This window comes from Achromobacter sp. PD1 (assembly GCF_048541815.1).
In the GTDB taxonomy this organism is placed as follows: domain Bacteria; phylum Pseudomonadota; class Gammaproteobacteria; order Burkholderiales; family Burkholderiaceae_B; genus Achromobacter; species Achromobacter bronchisepticus_A.
Genome location: NZ_CP183349.1, coordinates 3276668 through 3296528, shown reverse-complemented (window position 1 = coordinate 3296528; position 19861 = coordinate 3276668). Strand labels below are relative to the sequence as shown.

Here is a 19861-nt window from a genome sequence, read left to right as displayed (position 1 = left end):
TTATCAAGATGCGCGAAACGAGCCGTGTCCCGCGTAGGCGGCGGCCACGATGGCGGCGATGCCGTCCTGGTCCAGCGGGCGCGGGTTGTTCGTGACCAGGCGCGCGGCCAGCATGGACTGCGCGGCGATCCATTCGAGCTGGTCGGCGCGCACGCCCAGTCCGGCCAGAGTCGCAGGGATGCCGATGCGCGAGAACAGGTCATACACATGGCGCGGCGCGCGGGCGGCGAGGCGCGCGGGATCGGTTTCCGTGTCCCCCATCGCCGTAGCGATGGCCGCATAGTCGGCGCTGCAGGCCGTTGCGTTGAAATCCATGACATAGGGCATCAGGGTTGCCACGCCCGCGCCGTGCGCCGTGTGCGTCAGCGCGCCGATCGGGTACTGGATGGCGTGCGCCGCCGCGGTGCCCGCCACGCCGAAGGCCAGGCCAGCGGCCAGCGCCGCGGCCATGACCTGGCCCCTGGCATGAAGGTCGGCGCCGTCGTCGACGGCGCGGGGCAGATAGGACGCGAGCGCGCGGATGGCAATCAGCGCCTGCTGGTCGCTGAAGGCGTTCTTGCCGACGAATACGCGGGTCTGAGCAATGTCGGCATCCGGACTGCGGCGGACCGCGGTCAGGGCCTCGATGGCATGGGTCAAGGCGTCGGCGCCGGCGATGGCGGTCAGTCCCTTGGGGCAGGTCAGCGTCAGTTCAGGATCGCAGATGGCGGTGTGGGGAATCAGGTGCGGACTGGAGACGCCCACCTTCAGATCGCGGGCGCTATCGGCCAGCACGGCGACTGGCGTGACCTCGGAGCCCGTGCCCGATGTGGTGGGCAGCGCGATCACGGGTAACACCGGGCCAGGCACCTTGTATTCACCGTAGTAATCGGAGGCCTTCCCGCCATGCGTCAGCAACAGGCTGACCAGCTTGGCCATGTCCAGGCAACTGCCGCCACCCAGTCCGACGATTACCTGTGGTTGGAACGCGCCGTGCGCTGCCACGCATTCGTAGACGCCCTCGACGGGCAGGTCCGGCTGGGTGCGGTCGTACACCTGGACGCGCACGCCGGCGCTTTCCAGCGTGGCCAGCAGTTCGGACATTTCCGCCGTGGCGGCGAAGCGCTCGTCGGTGCAGATCAGCGCGCGCTGGCCCAGGGCGGCCGCGACGCGGCCCAGCGCAAGACGCTGGCCGTTGCCAAACAGCACGGCGCGCGGTGCGCGCATGATTCCAAACAATTCACTCATTGTGGATCCTTGAAGGGGAGTCTCGGGAAATTCAGGCGGTGCGTTGCGCGAGATCGAGGATGCGGCGCCAGACCTCGTCGGCCAGTTCCATGCCGCTATCCAGCCGCAGGCGGCGTTCGGTGCGCGCCCGATCGCCTGGCACCGCGACGGGCCGCCCGGGCAGCAGGGCAGGGCAGGCGCGGATGTCATCCAGGTATCTGGTGACGCGGCTGGCAATCCCGCCCGACCCAGCCTCGATCGCGATGAAGACGTCGCCCTTGTTGCATATTTCGCTGGAATCCAGCGTGCCCTTGACGGCATTGCCCAGCGCGGATGCCGTCAGGCTGGCGACCAGGACCTCGAACGCCAGGCCCAGCGCGTAACCCTTGGCTTCACCGAAGGGGGCCAGTGCGCCCGCCTTGGCAGCTTCGGCATCCGTGGTGGGGTTGCCGGCGCCGTCGAGCGCCCAGCCCGGATCGAGCGGCCGGCCATGGTTGGCGTAGTCGTGGATCTTGCCCATGGCGACCTGGCTGGTGGCCATGTCCAGCACGAACGGTTCGTCCGCGGTGGGCACGCCGATGGCGATAGGATTGGTGCCGATCAGGGCGTGGCGGCCGCCCCAGGGATGGACCAGGGCCTCGCTGGTCGACAGGGCCAAAAGGATCTGGCCTTCGCGCGCCGCTCTTTCCGCGTAGAGCGCCAGCATGCCGATATGGTTGTTGTTGCTGACCGCGGCGATGGCGATTCCCGTCTCGCGGGCGCGTTCGCGGATCTGCTCCAGGGCTGCCAGCGCGATCACCGGACCCAGGCCGCGCTCGCCATCCATGTCCAGGAAGGCTGGGGAGCGCCAGACGGCCGTGCCGCGGGTCTTCGGGTCGGCCACGCCGTTGTGGATGCGTTCGATGATGCGCGGCAGGCGCAACAGGCCGTGGGACGCGCGGCCGCGCAATTCGGCTTCAAGCAGCAGGTCGGTCTGCGTCGCGGCGTGGTCGGCCGGGGTTCCGGCCAGTTCCAGTGCGCGGATGCAGACTTGCCGTGCCTCCCCCATTTTTATCGTTGTCGTCATAGTGTCTTTAAGTTGTTAAATCCGATCGGATCTGAAATACGATCTGATTTATGCTAACCTCGTAACAAATTGGACGTCAACACATAGTTGGCAAATCAGGGTGAAACAACCATGACGACACTCTCTCGCGGTTCCGCAGCCGTACTCTCGACCCCGCCCGCGGCCGGCCAGCGCCTGGGCGAGCGCGTGCGGTCGTTGGGCGATGAGGTCTATGAAACCCTGCTGTCGCAGCTCATTTCCCTGAAGATCGCGCCCGGCATGCGTATCGCGGTCGATGCGCTGGTGCGTGAGCTAGGCGTCTCGCAAACGCCGATACGCGCCGCGCTGATCCGGCTTGAAACCGAAGGGCTGGTGGTCAAGACGCATCACGTGGGATACAGCGCGGCGCCCATGCCTACGCGCAGGCGTTTCGAGCAGATGTACGAATTGCGTTTGCAGCTGGAACCATTCGGTGCAGGGCTGGCAGCGCAACGCATGACGGACGCGTCACTGCAGGAACTGGCGGCGCTGTCTGCGGCGATGAGCGCCCCGAGCGCCGATGACGCGCGCGTGGCCTATGGCAAATTCGCCGTGCTGGACGCGCAGTTCCACTCCTGGATCGCGGAACAGAGCGGCAATGAGCTGCTTGCCGAAGCGCTGGCCCGGTTGTATGCGCATACCCATCTGTTCCGGCTGCGTTTCCACTCGCGGGTTACGGAAGAAGCCGTGACCGAGCACGCGCGCATCGTGCGGGCGCTGAACGAGCGTGACGCTGAAGGCGCGCAGGATGCCATGCGCGACCACATCCTCAGGTCGCGCGAGCGCATGGCGCCGTACTTCGAAATGCTGGATTAGCGCGCGGCGGGTCCGGGCGCTTGTCCGCCCAGGCTGATGCCGTCCCGGATCTTGCGGAACGCGGGCAGGGCTGCCGGCATGTCTTCGCTTGCCACGGTGCAGCGCATGGCCACGCGCAGCGTCGCCGTATCCACCAGCGCGTTGTACTCCCGCAGGCGGGTGCCATCCGGCCGGGCGCCTGCGGGCGCGACATAGTCGACGCCCTTGGCGCCTTGCAACTCAAAGCCGCTGCGCTGCTCGGGCGATTCGCCCTGCGCGGCCAGGATCGCCTCGGCTGCGGCCATGCGCTCGGCGGCAGAGAGCGGCGCTTCGGCGCCGGGATGCGTCTTCAGCGATTTGCGCGGCGTACTGAAGCCGATGCCGCACAGGTAGCCGGCCGCATCCGGGACTTGCGGCGCGCCGTTGGCGCGGACGATCTCGACCAGCACGTCGAATTCGTCGGACTTTCCGTGCTTCACGATCCGATATGCCGCCGGCACCGCTACGCCGAATCCGCGCGTCCGGTCGGCATAGCGGCGCTCGGCGTCGCTGGCGGGCTCGTCGATCATCTGGAACCGCACCGGCAGCATCAGGATTTGCCTGTCGGCGTGCATGTCGCTGGTGAAGGCGGGCAGCGGGCTGGCGCGCCGGACCATACGGACCGCGGCCTTGTCGATGGCGACATAGCCCGAGGAGCTGGCCAGGTCCACCGCGTCGATCTTGCCGTCCCGCAGGACGGTGAGGCGCAGGCGCAGGCTTAGGGGACCGTCAAGTTCGTACGCCTCCTTGGGCATTTCCAGATGGCTCTGCAGCTTGCGCATTGCGCCGGTGGTCCACTCGGCCTGATTGGCGGGGGCGGCGGCCGAAACCGCCGTGGACGCGCACAAGGCGATCGCGGCCATGGCGCAGGCGCGTATCGGCCAGTTCATGTGGGCAAGTCTCCTGGGGATGCAGCGCCCGCCGGCTGGGCGCACCGGCGCAGCATAACCCGGACGCGCACGCTTCAGCGCTGCCCCGACGCCAACTCATCGAACAGCAGATCGCCGCCCATCTGTCCGCCCTTGAGCATCAGCTCGATGCCGTCGGTCACGGGGTCGTCGCTGCGCGTCAGGCTGACGGTGACGCCGGGCGCCAGCACGCAGCGGAACGCCAGGCCCCAGACGCCCAGGGCCAGCGTCGCCTGGCTGGAGGTATCGCCGCCGGCGATGCCGATGCGCGACAGGCGCGCGCCGGCTTGCGCGCTGGCGCGCACGATGTCCGCCACCAGTTGGCCGGTGGCGCGGGCGGTTGCAGCGGTCTGATGTGGGGCGAGGGGCTGGGCGGGCCGGTCGGTGTGCGCCAGTACGTTGCGGCCCTGTGCCAGCGTGGCGGCGGCCAGCTGCGCCTGTTGCGCGGCATAGGCAGGGTCCCGCAAGAGCCGTTCCGCCTGCAGCGGCTGGCGCTGGTATTGCCGGCACGCGGCGATCTGCCTGGCCGTGACCGGAGACAGGCTGCCGGCGACCGCCAGCACCGGACCCGAGGCCGCTTGCAGCGGCGCGGCCGCGGCGCTTGTGCCGCCGGTTGGCATGGCGCGGGCCAGCGCCTGCTGCACGCTGCTGGGGCCGACCGCCAGCAGCGGCAGGCAGGACGCCGCGCGCCAGATGAGGCGGCCGATGATGGCCAGCTGTTCTTCGTCGACCAGATCCAGCAGCAGCGGTCCGTCGGTACTGTCGATGACCTGGTGCATCCAGTCGTCCAGCAGCGGCGCATCCGCCGCCCGCCGCAGGCGCGGGTAGGCCGTGTGCGGCAAGGAGCGGATGTCCGCCAAGCCCTGCGCCGCCAGGTGCAGGCGCAGGTCGGCCTCGTGCATGGGGGTGACGGGATGCGCGCTCATGACCGGATGGCGGTCGATGCGGTGGATCTCGGGCGCGGACCCCGCGCGCGCGAACAGCTGGGCGAAGCTGCAATAGCGGCCGATGCTGGGCTGCCCGCCCACGATAGGCACCAGCGGGTTGGGCATGTGGCGGCGCAGCTCGCGCACGGCTGCGCCGATGCTGCCCACATGCGGCGCGCTGTCGAAGGTGGAGCAGCACTTGTAGTGCAGCACGCGCACGCCCGCGCCCGCCATGTAGCGGCCCACGGCGCGCAGTTCGGCCTGCATGTCGGCCGGCGCCATGCCGCGCGCCGCGCCCGCGATGCCGATGGCGTCCAGCGGCCCGGCGCGCCCCAGTTGTTCCTGCGTGGGCACGCCCAGGAACAGCAGGCTGCGCAGGCCGGCGCGGGCGGTTTCGGCCAGCGTGTCGGTGGCGCCGGTGAAGTCGTCGCCGTACCAGCCCAGCCGCGGCCGCGTTTCTTCTTGCGCCGCTGAATTCATGCGCGGCCGCCGAAGCGCTCGATGGCGCGGCGCAGTTCCGGCGCGTTGCGCGCGTAGTCTTCCAGGCGCTCGCCGTCGCGCATGGCCTGCCAGGCCTGGCGGATGCTGAGCACGCCCGCGGCGGGGCCGTCCGGGTGGGCGAGGATGCCGCCGCCGGACATGAACAGCAGATCGTCGCTGCGCACGGCGGCCCAGGTGGCGGGCACGGTGCCGGCCCATTGTCCGGACGAGAATGCCGGCATGACGGGGTCGTCGATCCCGGGAGTCAGCGAGGCCAGGCAGTCGCGCGCCGACTCGACGACTTCGGCGTCTTCCTGGGCGAACTTGCCCTGCAGGCCGTGCACGTGCATATGGTCCACGCCGGCCAGTCGCCATAGCGTCTGGTAGGCCTGGAAGCCCACGCCCAGCAAGGGGGCACGAGACAGCGCGCCGTAGCCGTTGCGATGTCCATGCAGCGCCAGCGGCGTGCCGCGGCGCAGGGTCTGGATGGCCGAGTAGCCGCAATGGTTCAGGCTGGCCATGACGCAGGTGCCGCCTTCGCGTTCAATCAGGTCTGCGTGGCGGCGCATGGCGTCGGTTTCGTCGCTGATGTTGAACGCCACCATGACCTGGCGCCCGGTGCGTTCGCGGTGCGCGCGCACCACCGCCATGACGGCGGCGACGCGCTGGGCCAGCGGCGCGTGGGCGGGGTTGGCGCAGACCTCGTCGTCCTTGATGAAGTCCACGCCCGCGGCGCACAGCTGGGCCGCCAGGTGCGCGGTCTGTTCGGGCGACAGGCCGACGTTGGGCTTGATGATGGTGCCTATCAGCGGACCGTGGGCCACGCCGGTCAGTTGGCGCGTGCCGGCGATGCCCGCGCGCGGCATGTCGAATTGGGCGCGGTAGTTGGCCGGCAGCTCCATGCTTTCCAGGCGCAGCCCGGTGACTTCGCCCAGGTCGTACAGGTTGCCGCCTACCGTGGCAGCCAGCGTCGGCAGGTTGGCGCCGACGTTGGCGACGGGAAAGGCGATGCGCACGCGGGCGCGCTGGTAGCGGCCGGGCATACCGCCCGGCTGGCGCGCCAGCCAGGCGTTGGGCAGGCTGGGCGCGGACACGGATTCCAGGGACTCGATGGACTCGATGCGCGCGCGGGCACGGGCGCGCAGCTCGTCGGTTTCGCCCTGCACCCGGGTAAAGGTGCCGCAGGATTGCTCGCCGGCCATGATCTCCGCGACCTTTGCGGGGTCCAGCGGGGTTTCGATCAGGTAGGTGGCGCTAAACGATTGGGAATTCATGGCGGCGGTGGCGGGTAAGGGAATCAGATCCGGTTCAGGTCGGGAAAGGGGCGCACGGGGTCCTTGCCGTCCCAATCGCGGGCGCTGTCGCGGATCAGGTCGAACAGGCGGCCCTTGGGGCCGGCGACTTCGGACAGTTCGATCACGGTGCCCGGGTGGTATTCGGTGTCGAAGTAGATGAAGCGGCCTTTCTCGCCCACTTCGCCGCTCATCTTGGGCTTGAAGCCCTGCGCCAGCAGGCGCTCCAGGTCGGCGTCGTAGCTTTCGGTCCAGTAGGCCACGTGCTGCAGCCCGGTGCGGCCGGCCTGCAGGAAGTCGCGGTACATGGAGGGCACGTCGTTGCGGGTCTGGATCAGTTCGACCTGCACGAAGCCGGAGTTGGCCAGCGCTACCGAGTTGTGCGGTTCGTGGCGCGCGCCGTCGTACTGGTAGTTGACGATGGGCACGCGCGGGTTGTAGTACCAGGGGCCCACGCCCAGCGTGCTGCTCCAGTAGTCCATGGCGGCTTCGATGTCGTGCACTACATAACCGAGTTGGCGGATTTCGCCCAGGAAACGACTCATGATGGATTCTTTGCGGGAGAGGTTTGAGGATGTCGGGAGGATGCGGCCCGCTGCGGGCCGCGGATCTCACAGGAAACCGATGGAGAACCAGGGGAAGGCGGCGACGATCACCAGGCCCACCAGCAGCGCGGCGACGTAGCCCCAGATCGGGCCGATGCCTTCGTTGGGATCGACGCGGCTGATGGCGCAGGCGCCGTAGTAGCCCACGCCGAAGGGCGGCGCGAACAGGCCTATGCCCATGGCGAAGATCACGACCATGGCGTAGTGCACCTCATGCACGCCGGCCTGCGCCGCGATCGGGAACAGCAGCGGGCCGAACAGCACGATGGCGGGTATGCCTTCCAGCACGCTGCCGAGGATGATGAAGGCCACGATGGACACGGCCAGGAAGCCGTAGCTGCCACCGGGCATGCCGGCCATCAGCTTTGCCAGGTCGCCGGAGAAGCCGGACTGCGTCAGCGCCCAGGCCATGGCCGTGGCGCAGCCCACGATCAGCATGATGGCGCCCGACAACGAGGCGGTCTCGATCAGCATGGGCTTCAAGCGGGCCCAGTCGAAGCGCCGGTAGATCAGCAGGCCGACCACGGCCGAGTACACGATGCCTATGGTCGAGACCTCGGTGGCGGTGGCCACGCCTTCGACCACCGCGGCGCGGATCACGAAGGGCAGGGCCACGGCGGGCAGGGCGATGACGAAGAAGCGTCCGATCTCGCGGGCGCTGAAGCGCTGCGCCAGGCTCAGGTCTTCCTTGCGGTAACGCCACCACACCACCGAGCACAGGGCCAGGCCCAGCACCACGGCCGGCAGCAGCCCGCCGGTGAAGAGCGCGGCGATGGACACGCCCGTCACCGAGCCGATGGTGATGAGCACGATGGACGGCGGAATGGTCTCGGTCTGCGCGCCGGTGGCGGACAGCAGCGCCACCAGGTCGCCCGGCTTGGCGCCGCGCTTCTGCATTTCCGGGAACAGCACGGGCGCGATGGCCGCCATGTCGGCGATCTTGGAACCCGAGATGCCGGACACCAGGTACATCGCGCCGATCAGCACGTAGGACAGCCCGCCGCGCACGTGGCCCAACAGGCTGGCCAGGAACTGGATCATGGCGCGCGCCATGCCGGTCATCTCGATCAGCGAACCCAGGAAAATGAAGAGCGGCACCGCCAGCAGCATCAGGTGCGACATGCCCTCGTCCAGCCGGCCCACCATCACCACCATGGGCGTGTTGGTGGTCAGGGCCAGGTAGGAGAACGTGGCCAGCGCAAACGAGAACGCGATGGGCACGCCCGAGAACACCGTGGCGGCGACGATGCCCACGAAGAAGATCAGCAGGTTCAGCTTGCCCAGCGTGGCGAAGAGGGGCTGCGCCACCCAGAACAGCGCGACCACGGCCGCGGCTCCCGCCAGCGCCGCCAGCATCTGCGGCGCGGTCTGGGTGCGCAGGAGGCGCAGCAGCGCCACCACCGCCATCAGCCCCATGCCCACCGGAATCGCGGCGGCGCGCCAGGCGTTGCTCAGTTCCAGCGCGGGCGTGATGATGAAGTGTTCTTCATGCGCGTATTCCACGGCGGGCGCCAGGATCAGCGCCAGGAAGGCCAGCGACGCGGCCAGCGCCAGCGTTTCCAGCTGGGCGCGGCGCGCCGGGCTGACGTTGTTGACCAGCGCCGTCATCCGCATGTGTTCGCCGCGCCGCAGGGCGACCACCGCGCCCAGCATCGACAGCCACAGGAACAGGATGGATGCCAGTTCGTCGGACCAGACCAGCGGGCTGTGCAAGGCGTAGCGCGCCACCACGCCGGCGAACAGCACCGCGATCTCGACCAGCACGATGGCCGCGGCCACGTGTTCGACCACGCTGCCCAGCAGCGCGTCGAGCGCGCCGGCGGCGCGGCGCAAGGGGTGGGCCGGCAGCGCCTGCGGCGCGGCGTGGGGAGCGGACAGGGAGGACATGGCGCGTCCTCAGGCCAGCTTGCCGACGGCCTGCTCCAGCAGGGTCCAGGCCTCGTTGCCGAAGCGGCCCTGCCATTCCTTGTAGAAGCCTGCCGCGCGCAATTGCTCGCGGAAGCTGTCTGCCGACGGCTGGTTGAACAGCAGTCCCTTGCCCTCCAGGTCTGACTGCACCGAGGCGTTGAGCTTCTTGATGTCTTCGCGCTGGGCCAGGCCGGCCTCGTTGATGCCGCGCGCCACGACAGTCTTCAGGTCTTGCGGCAGGCCTTCCCACATGCGGCCGTTGGCGATGAACCAGTAGCCGTCCCAGATGTGGTTGGTGAGCGAGCAGTACTTCTGCACTTCGTACAGCTTGGCTACCTGGATGATGGGCAGCGGGTTCTCCTGCGCATCCACCACCTTGGTCTGCAACGACGAATAGACCTCGCTGAACTGCAGGCTGGCAGGGGCGGCGCCCAGGCCCTTGAACATGGAGATCGGCAGCGAGCTGACCGGCACGCGGATCTTCAGCCCTTCCATGTCGGCGGCGGACTTGACCGGCGCCTTGCTACTGGTGGTCTGGCGAAAGCCGTTGTCCCACATTTTTTCGAAGGCGTAGAGGCGGCGCTGCGCGATGGCGGCGCGCACGTGGGCGCCAAGCGCGCCGTCCATGGCGCTCCAGACCTGGTTGTAGTCCTTGAAGGCGAAGCCTACGGCGTTGATCGCCGCGACCGGCACCAGGGTCGCGATGACCAGCGCGGACGGGGTGAAGAAGTCGATGCCGCCCGAGCGCACCTGGGCCAGCATGTCGGTGTCCCCGCCCAATTGGTTGTTCGGGAAGATCTTGATGTCCACGCGGCCGTTGCTTTCCTTGAGGATGCGTTCGGCGGCCTCCTGGGCGCGGATGTTCAGCGGGTGCGTGACCGGCAGGTTGTTGCCGTACTTGAGCGTGTAGTCGGCGGCGCGGGCGATCAGCGGAAAGCCCGAGGCCAGGGCGACGGCGGGAACCGCGCAAAGGCGGCGCAGGGCGCTACGGCGTGTCAGCAGCTTCATGCTTGTCTCCATAATCTTGGTTATGATGTTTTTTGATGTGCCACAACAGCGCCAGTACCATGCGGCAGACTGGACAATAGTGAATCGTTGCCAACATCGTCAAACCTGATTAATGATGGATTTTGATGTGAATCGAACGCCTCCCGAACGCAAGCTGGCACGCCTGGCCGATGTGGCGGAGCGCGCTGGAGTGTCGACCGCGACCGCCGACCGGGTCCTGAATCGCAGGCCGGGCGTGCGCGCCAGCACCGCCCAGAAAGTCTTCAAGGCGGCCATCGAGCTGGATTACCTGCCGGAGCAGGAGGTCCGCGCGGCCGCGGCGCCCGAACCCTTGCGGCTGGTGTTCCTGCTGCCGCGAGGCAGCAACCGCTACTTGCGCATGCTGGGCGACACCGTCAGCTATGCTCAGGAGCACTTCGCGCCGCTCAACGCCAGGTGCCAGGTCGAGTACGTGGAGAGCTTCAATCCGGACGCGCTGGCGCAGGCGCTGGCCAAGCATGGCAAGCGCGCCGACGGCATTGCGTTCATGGCGCTGGAGCATCCCGCGGTGCGCGAGGCGGTCAACCTGCTGGCGCAGCAGGGCGTGCCGGCGGTGACGCTGATCTCCGACCTGGCCAACAGCGCCCGCGTGGCCTATGTGGGCCTGGACAACCGCGCCGCCGGGCGCACCGCGGGCTACCTGATCGCGCGCTTCATCGGGTCGCGCGCGGCGCACGTGGCGCTGATCGCCGGGTCGCGCCACTACCGCGCCCACGAAGAACGCGAAGGCGGCTTCCTGCAGCTGTACGCCGAACAGTTCCAGGCCATGCAGGTGGTGGACCTGCGCGAAGGCTACGACGACGCGCAGCGCAACTACGAACAGACCCGCCAACTGCTGGAGCAATACCCGCAGCTGGCCGGCATCTACAACATCGGCGGCGCGTCCGACGGCGTGGCGCGCGCGCTGAAGGAAGCCGGGCAGCAGCACCGGGTGGTCTTCATCGGCCACGGCCTCACGCCCGACACCCGCGCGCTGCTGATCGACGGCACCATGGACGCGGTCATCACGCAAAGCCCGATGGAGGCGCTGATGAGCTGCGTGCGCATCTTCTGCAACCTGCGCGACAAGCGCAGCCCGATGAACGGGGTGGAACTGGCGCGCAGCCAGGTGATCTTCCGGGAAAACCTGCCCTAGGCGGAAGAGTCGGGAGTAACCCTGACTGCGGGCGCGTTATGCAAACTATGCATAAGCCCGCCTGGCGCGGTCCCTATACTGCCTCGCATTCACTCTGACGGCGCGGCGGTTGCAATGGATCTACGTTGGTTCCAGGATTTCCTGACCTTGGCGGAATGCGGGCAGTTCACCACGGCGGCCGAGCTGCGGCATGTGTCGCAGTCGGCGTTCAGCCGCCGCATCCAGTCCCTGGAAACCTGGGCAGGCGCGGCGCTGATCGACCGGGGCTGCTTTCCCTTGCGGCTGACGGTGGCGGGCGAGCAATTCCGTTCCAATGCCGCCGAGATCGTGCGCAAGGTGGTGGATGCGCGCGGCGAGGCCAGCGTCACCGGACATGACGGCGCGGTCCTCAGGGTGGCGATGCCGCATTGCCTGGCGACCTCGCACTTCCCGGGGTGGTGCGTCCGCTGGAAGGAGGAGAGCGGGGTCGAGTCGCTGCGCCTGCATGTGGGCAATGTGCACGATTCGGTCGAGTGGCTGGCGGCCGGCGTGGTGGACTTGCTGGTGTGCTTTCGCCACGCCGCGGAAGACATACAGCTGGATCCGCAAGCCTATATGCGGACCGGCATGGAACCCGACTTCCTGCGCCTGTTCCGCCCCGCCGCGATGCCGGTGGACGAAACCGCGCTGTACGACGCCGATTCCCAGGCGCGTTACCCCTATGTGTCGCATGCCCAGGGCGCCTATTTCCGGCGGCTGGTAGACCTGTCTTGCGGCGACCTGTTGCAACGTCCCGTCCTGCAGCGCGTCTGCGAAACCGATTTCGTGGACGGCGCGCGCACGCTGGTCAGCGCCGGCGTCGGGTTGGCGTGGCTGCCCGAGTCCAGCGCCCGGGCGTCGGTGGACGCGGGAGAGATCGTCGCGATCAAGGACCGGCGCTGCGCCGTCCCGATGCAGATCTGCATGTATGCGCGCCGCCAGGGGCCGGCCCAGGAGCCGGTGCAGCGCGTGTTCAACCTGTATACCCAACGTTGACTGGCCGCGCCCGCCACTCCCGCCACGGGCGGGAGACGGGCGCGCTCGGCGGCGAGTCCTGCGCAGCACCCCACAAGTACATGAATCCCAAGGAGAAAAGCATGGCACTTTCCATCAAGGCATTGATCGCGGCATTGACGGTTGCAATGGCGGGCCCCGTCGCGGCCCAGCAGCTCGACGGCACGCTGAAGAAGGTCGCTGACACCGGCGCGATCACCATCGGCCATCGCGAGACCTCGATCCCGTTTTCCTACTACGACGGCAACCAGAAACCCGTCGGCTACTCCATCGACATCTGCAATCGCATCGTCAGCGCGGTGCAGGCCCGTCTGAAGCGCAGCGACATCCAGGTCAAATACCTGCCCGTCACCTCCGCCACGCGCATTCCGCTGATGGGCAACGGCACCATAGACCTGGAGTGCGCCTCGACCTCCAACACGCTGGACCGCCAGCAGCAGGTGGCGTTCTCGGTCACGACCTTCGTCACCGGCAACCGGTTCCTCAGCCAGAAGTCGTCCAAGTTGCGTTCCATCGACGACCTGAAGGGCAAGGTGGTGGCGTCGACCTCCGGGACCGCGAACATCCGTCAGATCAACGAGCTGAATGAAACGCGGGGCTTGGGCATGCGCATCGTGCCCGTGAAGGAGCACGCGGAAGGCTTTCTGATGGTGGAGACCGGCCGCGCCGCCGCCTTCGTGATGGATGACATCCTGCTGTACGGCCTGATCGCCAACGCCAAGCAGCCCGACCGTTACGAGGTGTCCGACGAGTCCCTGTCGATCGAGCCCTACGCCATCATGCTGCGCCGCGACGATCCGCAGTTCAAGGCGCTGGTGGACGACACCATCAAGACGCTCTATGCCAGCGGCGAGTTCCAGGCCCTGTACGACCGTTGGTACCGCAGCCCGCTGCCGCCCAAGGGCATCAACCTGAACGTGGCGATGAGCGAGGCGCTCAAGCGCGTGGTCGCCACTCCCACCGACTCGGGCGATCCGGCCGCCTACCGCTAGGCCCGGAACCTGCCGCAATACGCCGATGCGCGGCCCCGCCCCCGGGCCGGGACCGCGCGCGGCCTGATCATCGAGAAAAGCATGGCATATCAATGGAACTGGGGCGTGCTGCTGGCCCCGTCGCCCGATGGCGGGCAAACCTATCTGCAAACCCTGCTGGATGGATTGAGCGTGACGGTCAAGACGGCGGCGCTGGCGTGGCTGATCGCGCTGGCGCTGGGCCTGGCGGTCGGCGTGGCGCGCACGCTGCCGTATCGCGGGGTGCGCGCGGCGGCGGCCGTCTACGTGGAAGTGTTCCGGAACATCCCGCTGATCGTGCAGATGTTCCTGTGGTACTTCGTCTTGCCGGAACTGCTGCCGACGGCGGCGGGAGACTGGATCAAGCAACTGCCCGACGCGTCCTTTTACACGGCGGCGCTGGCCATCGGCATGTATATGTCGGCGCGCATCGGCGAACAGCTGCGCGCGGGGATTGAAGCGCTGCCGAAGGGGCAGCGCAACGCGGGCCTGGCGCTGGGGCTGACCTTGCCCCAGTTGTACTGGCACGTGCTGTTGCCGAATGCGCTGCGCACGGTCCTGCCCACCATGACGTCGGACTGCCTGAACACCATCAAGAACACCTCGGTGGCGCTGACCATCGGGCTGGCGGAACTGACCGCCCAGGCCCATGCGATGCAGGAGTTTTCGTTCCAGGTGTTCGAGGCGTTCCTGACCGCGACCATGGCCTATCTGGCGCTCAACCTGATTGTGATCGTGGTGATGCGGGCGCTCGAATACAAGTTGCGCATTCCGGGGCGCGCGGTCGGCGGGCGCGCGGCGAAAGGGGGCAGGGCATGACGGATTTCGACCTGCAAGCCATCGTTGACGCGTTGCCGTACCTGATCCTGTCGGGCCTGCGCTTTACCCTGCTGCTGACCTTCACGTCGACCGTGGGCGGCGTGCTGCTGGGCACCTTGCTGGCGATTGCGCGGCTGTATGGCGGCCGCCTGCTGGCGTGGCCTGCCACGGTGTACGTGAACCTGTTCCGCTCGCTGCCGCTGGTGCTGGTGATCTTCCTGATCTATTTCATCCTGCCGTATGCGCTGCAGGCGGTCACGGGGGCTGAGCGGCCCATCGTGCTGGGGGCCATGGGGTCGGCTTTCATCACTTTCATCCTGTTCGAAGCCGCGTATTTTTCCGAAATCATCCGGGCCGGGGTCGGGAGCGTGGGGCCAGGCCAGTATGCCGCCGGCAGCGCCCTGGGCCTCACGCATGCGCAAGTGCTGCGCAAGGTGATCCTGCCGCAGGCATTTCGCAACATGCTGCCGGTGCTGCTGACCCAGGTGATCGTCATCTTCCAGGAAACGGCGCTGGTCTACGTCCTGTCGCTCACGGATTTTCTGGGGGCCGCGACCAAGATCGCGCAGCGCGACAACCGCCTGGTGGAAATGTACATGCTGGTGGCGCTGGTGTTTTTCGTGATCTCGTTCACCGCCTCGCGCGGCGTGCGGGCGCTGCGCGCCCGGATCGGGGCCTGAAGCTGTTTCCATGAGGAGTCTACATACATGATCGAGATCGAACAGGTCGGCAAGCGCTACGGCGATCTGCCGGTGCTCAAGCAATGCTCGCTGCGCGTGCAGCGCGGCGAGGTCGTGGTGGTCTGCGGGCCGTCCGGGTCGGGCAAGTCCACGCTGATCAAGTGCGTGAACCGTCTGGAACCTTTCGATGCGGGCCGCATCGTGGTCGACGGCACCGACGTCGGCGCGCCCGGCACGGATCTGCCGAAACTGCGCGCCCGCGTCGGCATGGTGTTCCAGCATTTCGAGCTGTTTCCCCATCTGACGGTGCTGGAGAACGTCTGCCTGGGGCAGGTCAGCGTGCTGGGCCGCAGCCGCGCGCAAGCGCTGGAGAAGGCGGCCGCGCTGCTGGAACGCGTCGGCGTGGCGGCGCATGGCGGCAAGCACCCGGGACAGCTATCGGGCGGGCAGCAGCAGCGGGTCGCGATTGCGCGGGCGCTGGCCATGGACCCGGTGGTGATGCTGTTCGACGAGCCGACCTCGGCGCTAGACCCGGAAATGATCGGTGAAGTGCTGGACGTGATGACGGGGCTGGCGCGCGACGGCATGACCATGATGGTCGTCACGCATGAAATGGGATTCGCGCGCCGCGTCGCCGACCGCGTCGTGTTCATGGAGTCCGGCGAGATCGTCGACGATGCCAGCGCCGCGGCGTTCTTCGGCAACGCCGCGTCGGCGCGTTCGCGAGCTTTCCTGTCCCGCATCATCAGCCACTGATTTCCTTCACTCCACCTAGGCATCCATGTCTTCCATTTTCCATATCAACGGCAATCTTGTTCCGGCCGAGCAGGCCGTCATCCCGGCGCTGGACCGGGGCTTTCTTTTCGGCGACGGCGTCTATGAGGTGATCGCGGTAATCGACGGCCTGCTGCTGGAGTTCGAGCGGCACGCCGCCCGCCTGGCGCGCAGCCTGGCCGAAGTCGGCATCCGCAATCCGCTGCCGCGCGACACGCTGCTGGCGCGTTGCCGCGAACTGGTGCTGCGCAACGGCCTGCGCGAGGGGTCCGTCTATGTGCAGGTGACGCGCGGCACGGACAGCAAGCGCGATTTCGCCTTTCCCGCCGACGTCGAGCCCACCGTGATGATGTACGTCAGCGAGAAGTCCTTGCGCGTCAATCCGCTGGCGGAATCTGGCGTGCGGGTGGCCAGCGTGCCGGACATGCGCTGGCAGCGGCGCGACATCAAGAGCGTGTCGCTGATCGCCCAGGTGCTGGCCAAGCAGGCCGCGCAGGCCTCGGGCGCGTTCGAGGCGTTGATGGTCGATGCCGACGGTGTGGTGACGGAAGGCGCCTCGTCGAGCGCGCTGCTGGTCGACGCGCAAGGACGGATCGTGGTGCGGCCCTTGTCGCGCGAGATACTGCCGGGCTGCACGCGCGCGGCGGTGCTGGCGCTGGCCGCCAAGCGCGGGGTGGCGGTGGAGGAGCGCAAGTTCACGCTGGACGAATGCCGGCGGGCGACGGAGCTGGTGTTGACGTCGGCGCTGCATTTCGTGCTGCCGGTCATCGAGCTGGACGGCCAGCGCGTCGGCACGGGCCAGCCCGGACCCGTGTGCCGCGAGCTGCGGCAGCTCTACATGGAGTACGCGCTGGCTTGCGCGCTGTAGCGGCGCGCGAGCCAGGGCGGGCGTATGATTCCGCATAAGGGCTCGCACCCCGTCCGGCAATGGCCGGCACGCCATTGCCTATCTCATCGTATGGTTGGTCTACATCGGCCGCCCGGGCCATTCCGCGGGCGGCCGTGAAGGCGTTGCGCCATGGATCGCTTCCCGTCCGCTGTCCGCGTGGATGGCCCGGACCGGCCCAAGCCAGGCATCAAGGTCCGGTCACCGGCGCGTCACCACGATCTCCAGGTATTCGCTGGGTACGACCATCGCGCTGTCGCCGGAGCGGTTATACCGGTCTATCTGCACCATGAGATCGCTGGTCAGCGCGGCTTGGGCGGCCGGATCCAATGCGCCAAACGCCTTGAGCAGGGGGCCGTAGTAGGTCTTGAAGACCTGCAGCCAGTGTTCCGGGGAGCGGTAGCGGAACACGAAGTGGCGGGGCTGGGTCTGGATCGACGAGGCGTGCGGACCGAACATTTCCTCGATGCGCGCGCGGGTGCCCCAAAGCGCCGGCGACTTGACGCCGGCGGGCGGCGGCAGATGCTTGCCTATGGTCTTGAAGACCTGGCCGATGAAGCCTTCGGGGGTCCAGTTGGCCAGGCCGATCTTGCCGCCGGAGCGGCAGACGCGGACCAGTTCGGCCGCCGCCTGGTCCTGGTCGGGCGTGAACATCACGCCGAAGGTCGAGACGACCGCGTCGAATCCGCCATCCGGGAACGGCAGGGCCTCGGCGTCGGCTTCCTGGAACTCCATTTTCAAGTGCTCGGCGGCGGCGCGTTCGCGGCCGCGGCCCAGCAGCGCCGGCACGTAGTCGGTCGAAACGACATCGCACCAGCGGCGGGCGGCGGCCAGCGAGGCATTGCCGTTGCCAGCGGCGACATCAAGCACCTTCTGTCCGGCGCGGACATCCAGCGATTCGCACAGCTGTTCTCCTACGATCTGCAGCGTGGTGCCGACTACGGCATAGTCCCCGGAAGCCCAGGTGCCTTGCTGGCGTGTCTTCAAGGCGGCCAGGTCGGGCTGCGCGGAGTCGCGCACGGGGCTGGTGGCGAGGGAGGAAATGGACATGGTCTGTCTCCGTTAAGGCTCTGTGTATGCGGCAGCGCGCGATACCGGCCTGCCGGGGAATCGCAACCGGCGCCGCGCAGGCTTGCGCGCACCGTGCATCCCGAGATCCAAGTTAAGAGCGGGCCATGGAGGCGGGCGTGGTAGCGGGCGTGGAATCGGCCGAGGGTTCGGCCGGCCCCGCGCGGCCGGCCGGTTCCGTCCCCGGCGGCGAGGTCCGGCTGCGCCTGCTCGGACCCATGGCGATCAGCCGGGCGGGCGCGGCCTTGTCGCTGCCGCCGTCGCGCAAGCTGCGCGCGCTTGTCGCCTATCTGGCGCTTGCCCCGCAGCCCGTGCAGCGCGCGCATCTGTGCGAACTGCTGTGGGACGTTCCGAACGATCCGCGCGGCGAACTGCGCTGGTGCCTCAGCAAGGCCCGCGCGCTGCTGGACGAGCCCGGCCGGCGCAGGGTCGAGACGGCGCAGGATACGGTGAGGCTGGACCTGGCCGACTGCCATGTGGATGCCATCGAAATCGGCAGCGCGATGCAGCAGGGCATCGCCCAGCTGGACTGCGGGCGGTTGCAAGCGCTGGCCGGGCTGTTCGCGGGTGATTTCCTCGAGGGGCTGGAGATCGACCGCAATCCCTTCTTCAACAACTGGCTGACCGCGCAGCGCCGGCGGCTGAGAGCCTGCCATGCCGCCGTCCTGGAGCATTTGGCGGCCAGGCTCCCGGCAGCGTCAGGCGATACCTTCGCCTGCCTGGACAAGTGGCTGCAGCTCGCGCCCTTCGACCGGCGTGCGCACGAGCTGTTGCTGGGCCTGCTGGCGCAGCGCGGCCAGTGGCGCGAAGGCGAGGAGCATCTGGCCGCCGCGGTGCGGGCCTTCGAGGCGGACGGGTTGGACTGGCGGCCCTTGCGCGACGCGTGGCGGGCGTTGAGGGGGCGGACCGGCCAGGCGCCGCAGCCGGAGGCCGCGCCAGGAGAGCCGCCCGAGGAGCCGCCCGCGCAGCGCGGGGGCCGCGCCTCGATCGCGGTGATGCCGTTCGTGGACCGCTCGGCGCAGGCCGGCGTGCGCGGCGGGCTGGCCGATGGCCTGGCCTATGACATCATCGCCCGGCTGGCCAAGCTGCGCAGCCTGTTCGTCATAGCGCAAGGCACGGTGTTCGCGCTGGACCAGCGCAACGTGGGGCCGGACGAGGCCGGCCGCACGCTTAATGTGGACTATGTGGTGAGCGGGTGGCTGCAGCGCCGGCAAGACCGCATCGCCGTGGCCGTTGAACTCATAGAAGCCCGGACCGCGCGCATCGTGTGGGCGGATGTCTACGACCGCGAACTGGACGATGCCTTGCTGGCCCTGGATGAAATCGGCAACCGGATCGTGGCCGCCGTCGACATCGAAATCGAGGCCGCCGAGCGCAACCGCGCCATTCTGAAGCCGCCGAACTCCCTGGACGCCTGGCAGGCCCATCACCGCGGCCTGTGGCATATGTACCGCTTCAACCGGGCCGACAACGAGCAGGCGCGGCACTTTTTCGAGATGGCCTTGCGGCTGGACCCGACGTTCTCGCGGGCCTACGCGGGCCTGTCGTTCACCCATTGGCAGGACGCTTTCCAGCGCTGGGGCGAGCAGGCGCCGGCCATCGACCTGGCGTTCGAAGCCGCCGGCCAGGGCCTGATCGCCGACGACCGCGACCCGGCGGCGCATTGGGCCATGGGCCGCGCGCTATGGCTGCGCGGCAGCCAGGATCAGTCGCTGGCCGAGTTGACGCGCGCCGTGGACCTGAGCCCGAACTTCGCGCTGGCGCACTACACCCTGGGCTTCGTCCACTGCCAGTCGGGCGACGCCGAGGCCGCGATAGGCTCGTCCGACCATTCACGCGAACTGAGTCCCTACGACCCGCTGCTGTTCGGCATGCTGGCCGTGCGCGCCCTGGCGCTGGTGCGCCTGGGCCGGTTCGAGGAAGCCGCCGGCTGGGCGCTGAAGGCGGCGGCCCGCCCCAACGCCCACGTGCACATCCTGGCGATCGCGGCCTGCTGCCTGGCGATAGCTGGCAAGGACGATGAAACCTCCGGCTTGCTGGCCGCGATACGCAAGACGCATCCCGCATATCGCGTGGACGACTTCCTGGCGGCCTTCCGCCTGGCCGGCGATGCCGAAGCGCTGTTCAGGGCGGGCGCCCGGCGCATCGGACTGGGCTGAGCCGGGGG

Annotated in this window: 18 protein-coding genes; 9 read left to right on the top strand and 9 right to left on the bottom strand. The window is 68.3% G+C overall.

The features are described 5' to 3' along the window. Window positions 1-3 precede the first annotated feature (3 nt). The gene (locus ACM1PE_RS15590) at window positions 4-1227 is read right to left on the bottom strand and encodes an iron-containing alcohol dehydrogenase (RefSeq protein WP_251881528.1); all 1224 of its coding nucleotides are present in this window, start codon (window positions 1225-1227) and stop codon (window positions 4-6) included. Window positions 1228-1258: 31 nt separating this feature from the next. Further along, window positions 1259-2272, bottom strand: coding sequence for an Ldh family oxidoreductase (locus ACM1PE_RS15585; protein ID WP_223283248.1), 1014 nt, complete (start codon window positions 2270-2272; stop codon window positions 1259-1261). 111 nt (window positions 2273-2383) lie between these two features. Here ACM1PE_RS15585 and ACM1PE_RS15580 point away from each other — a divergent pair, with 111 nt between their 5' ends. Continuing rightward, window positions 2384-3106, top strand: coding sequence for a GntR family transcriptional regulator (locus ACM1PE_RS15580; RefSeq protein ID WP_306637077.1), 723 nt, complete (start codon window positions 2384-2386; stop codon window positions 3104-3106). On the opposite strand, the gene ACM1PE_RS15575 is transcribed toward ACM1PE_RS15580, so the two are convergent. From ACM1PE_RS15575 to ACM1PE_RS15550, 6 genes are all read right to left on the bottom strand, one after another. Then, window positions 3103-4014 carry a TonB family protein gene (locus tag ACM1PE_RS15575; protein WP_419343747.1) on the bottom strand — a complete coding sequence of 304 codons (912 nt, stop codon included), beginning with the start codon at window positions 4012-4014 and terminating at the stop codon, window positions 3103-3105. The genes ACM1PE_RS15580 and ACM1PE_RS15575 overlap by 4 nt on opposite strands. Window positions 4015-4088: 74 nt before the next feature. Beyond that, window positions 4089-5438, bottom strand: a complete 1350-nt coding sequence (locus ACM1PE_RS15570; protein WP_419343746.1) for a four-carbon acid sugar kinase family protein — start codon at window positions 5436-5438, stop codon at window positions 4089-4091. Further along, window positions 5435-6712, bottom strand: coding sequence for a ribulose-bisphosphate carboxylase large subunit family protein (locus tag ACM1PE_RS15565; RefSeq protein WP_419343745.1), 1278 nt, complete (start codon window positions 6710-6712; stop codon window positions 5435-5437). Before ACM1PE_RS15565 ends, ACM1PE_RS15570 begins: the two co-directional genes overlap by 4 nt. Before the next feature lie 23 nt (window positions 6713-6735). Then, window positions 6736-7275, bottom strand: a complete 540-nt coding sequence (locus ACM1PE_RS15560) for a VOC family protein (RefSeq protein ID WP_059373431.1) — start codon at window positions 7273-7275, stop codon at window positions 6736-6738. Window positions 7276-7341: 66 nt separating this feature from the next. Beyond that, the gene (locus ACM1PE_RS15555) at window positions 7342-9222 is read right to left on the bottom strand and encodes a TRAP transporter large permease subunit (protein ID WP_059373429.1); all 1881 of its coding nucleotides are present in this window, start codon (window positions 9220-9222) and stop codon (window positions 7342-7344) included. Window positions 9223-9231: 9 nt separating this feature from the next. Next, the gene (locus ACM1PE_RS15550) at window positions 9232-10251 is read right to left on the bottom strand and encodes a TRAP transporter substrate-binding protein (protein WP_306637083.1); all 1020 of its coding nucleotides are present in this window, start codon (window positions 10249-10251) and stop codon (window positions 9232-9234) included. A gap of 112 nt (window positions 10252-10363) precedes the next feature. On the opposite strand from ACM1PE_RS15550, the gene ACM1PE_RS15545 reads away from it, so the two are divergent. The 7 genes from ACM1PE_RS15545 to ACM1PE_RS15515 all read left to right on the top strand — a co-directional run bounded on the left by ACM1PE_RS15545 (window position 10364) and on the right by ACM1PE_RS15515 (window position 16608). Continuing rightward, window positions 10364-11425 (top strand): LacI family DNA-binding transcriptional regulator, encoded by a 1062-nt coding sequence (locus ACM1PE_RS15545; RefSeq protein WP_059373427.1) that lies wholly within the window; start codon window positions 10364-10366, stop codon window positions 11423-11425. A 114-nt stretch (window positions 11426-11539) separates the two neighbouring features. Then, window positions 11540-12439 carry a LysR family transcriptional regulator gene (locus tag ACM1PE_RS15540; protein ID WP_059373425.1) on the top strand — a complete coding sequence of 300 codons (900 nt, stop codon included), beginning with the start codon at window positions 11540-11542 and terminating at the stop codon, window positions 12437-12439. 101 nt (window positions 12440-12540) lie between these two features. Further along, window positions 12541-13449, top strand: a complete 909-nt coding sequence (locus ACM1PE_RS15535; RefSeq protein WP_118934859.1) for a transporter substrate-binding domain-containing protein — start codon at window positions 12541-12543, stop codon at window positions 13447-13449. An 81-nt stretch (window positions 13450-13530) separates the two neighbouring features. Beyond that, a complete protein-coding gene (locus ACM1PE_RS15530; RefSeq protein WP_059373422.1) occupies window positions 13531-14286 on the top strand; it encodes an amino acid ABC transporter permease in 756 nt (251 codons plus the stop codon). Then, window positions 14283-14966, top strand: a complete 684-nt coding sequence (locus tag ACM1PE_RS15525; RefSeq protein WP_059373420.1) for an amino acid ABC transporter permease — start codon at window positions 14283-14285, stop codon at window positions 14964-14966. Before ACM1PE_RS15530 ends, ACM1PE_RS15525 begins: the two co-directional genes overlap by 4 nt. 27 nt (window positions 14967-14993) lie before the next feature. Then, a complete protein-coding gene (locus ACM1PE_RS15520; RefSeq protein WP_306637085.1) occupies window positions 14994-15722 on the top strand; it encodes an amino acid ABC transporter ATP-binding protein in 729 nt (242 codons plus the stop codon). Between the two features lie 25 nt (window positions 15723-15747). Beyond that, window positions 15748-16608 (top strand): D-amino acid aminotransferase, encoded by an 861-nt coding sequence (locus tag ACM1PE_RS15515; RefSeq protein ID WP_118934855.1) that lies wholly within the window; start codon window positions 15748-15750, stop codon window positions 16606-16608. A gap of 219 nt (window positions 16609-16827) precedes the next feature. On the opposite strand, the gene ACM1PE_RS15510 is transcribed toward ACM1PE_RS15515, so the two are convergent. Further along, complete coding sequence (locus ACM1PE_RS15510) at window positions 16828-17676, bottom strand: class I SAM-dependent methyltransferase (RefSeq protein ID WP_118934853.1); 849 nt, start codon at window positions 17674-17676, stop codon at window positions 16828-16830. 125 nt (window positions 17677-17801) lie between these two features. Here ACM1PE_RS15510 and ACM1PE_RS15505 point away from each other — a divergent pair, with 125 nt between their 5' ends. Beyond that, window positions 17802-19853, top strand: coding sequence for a transcriptional regulator (locus tag ACM1PE_RS15505; RefSeq protein ID WP_419343744.1), 2052 nt, complete (start codon window positions 17802-17804; stop codon window positions 19851-19853). The last annotated feature ends 8 nt before the right edge of the window (window positions 19854-19861 follow it).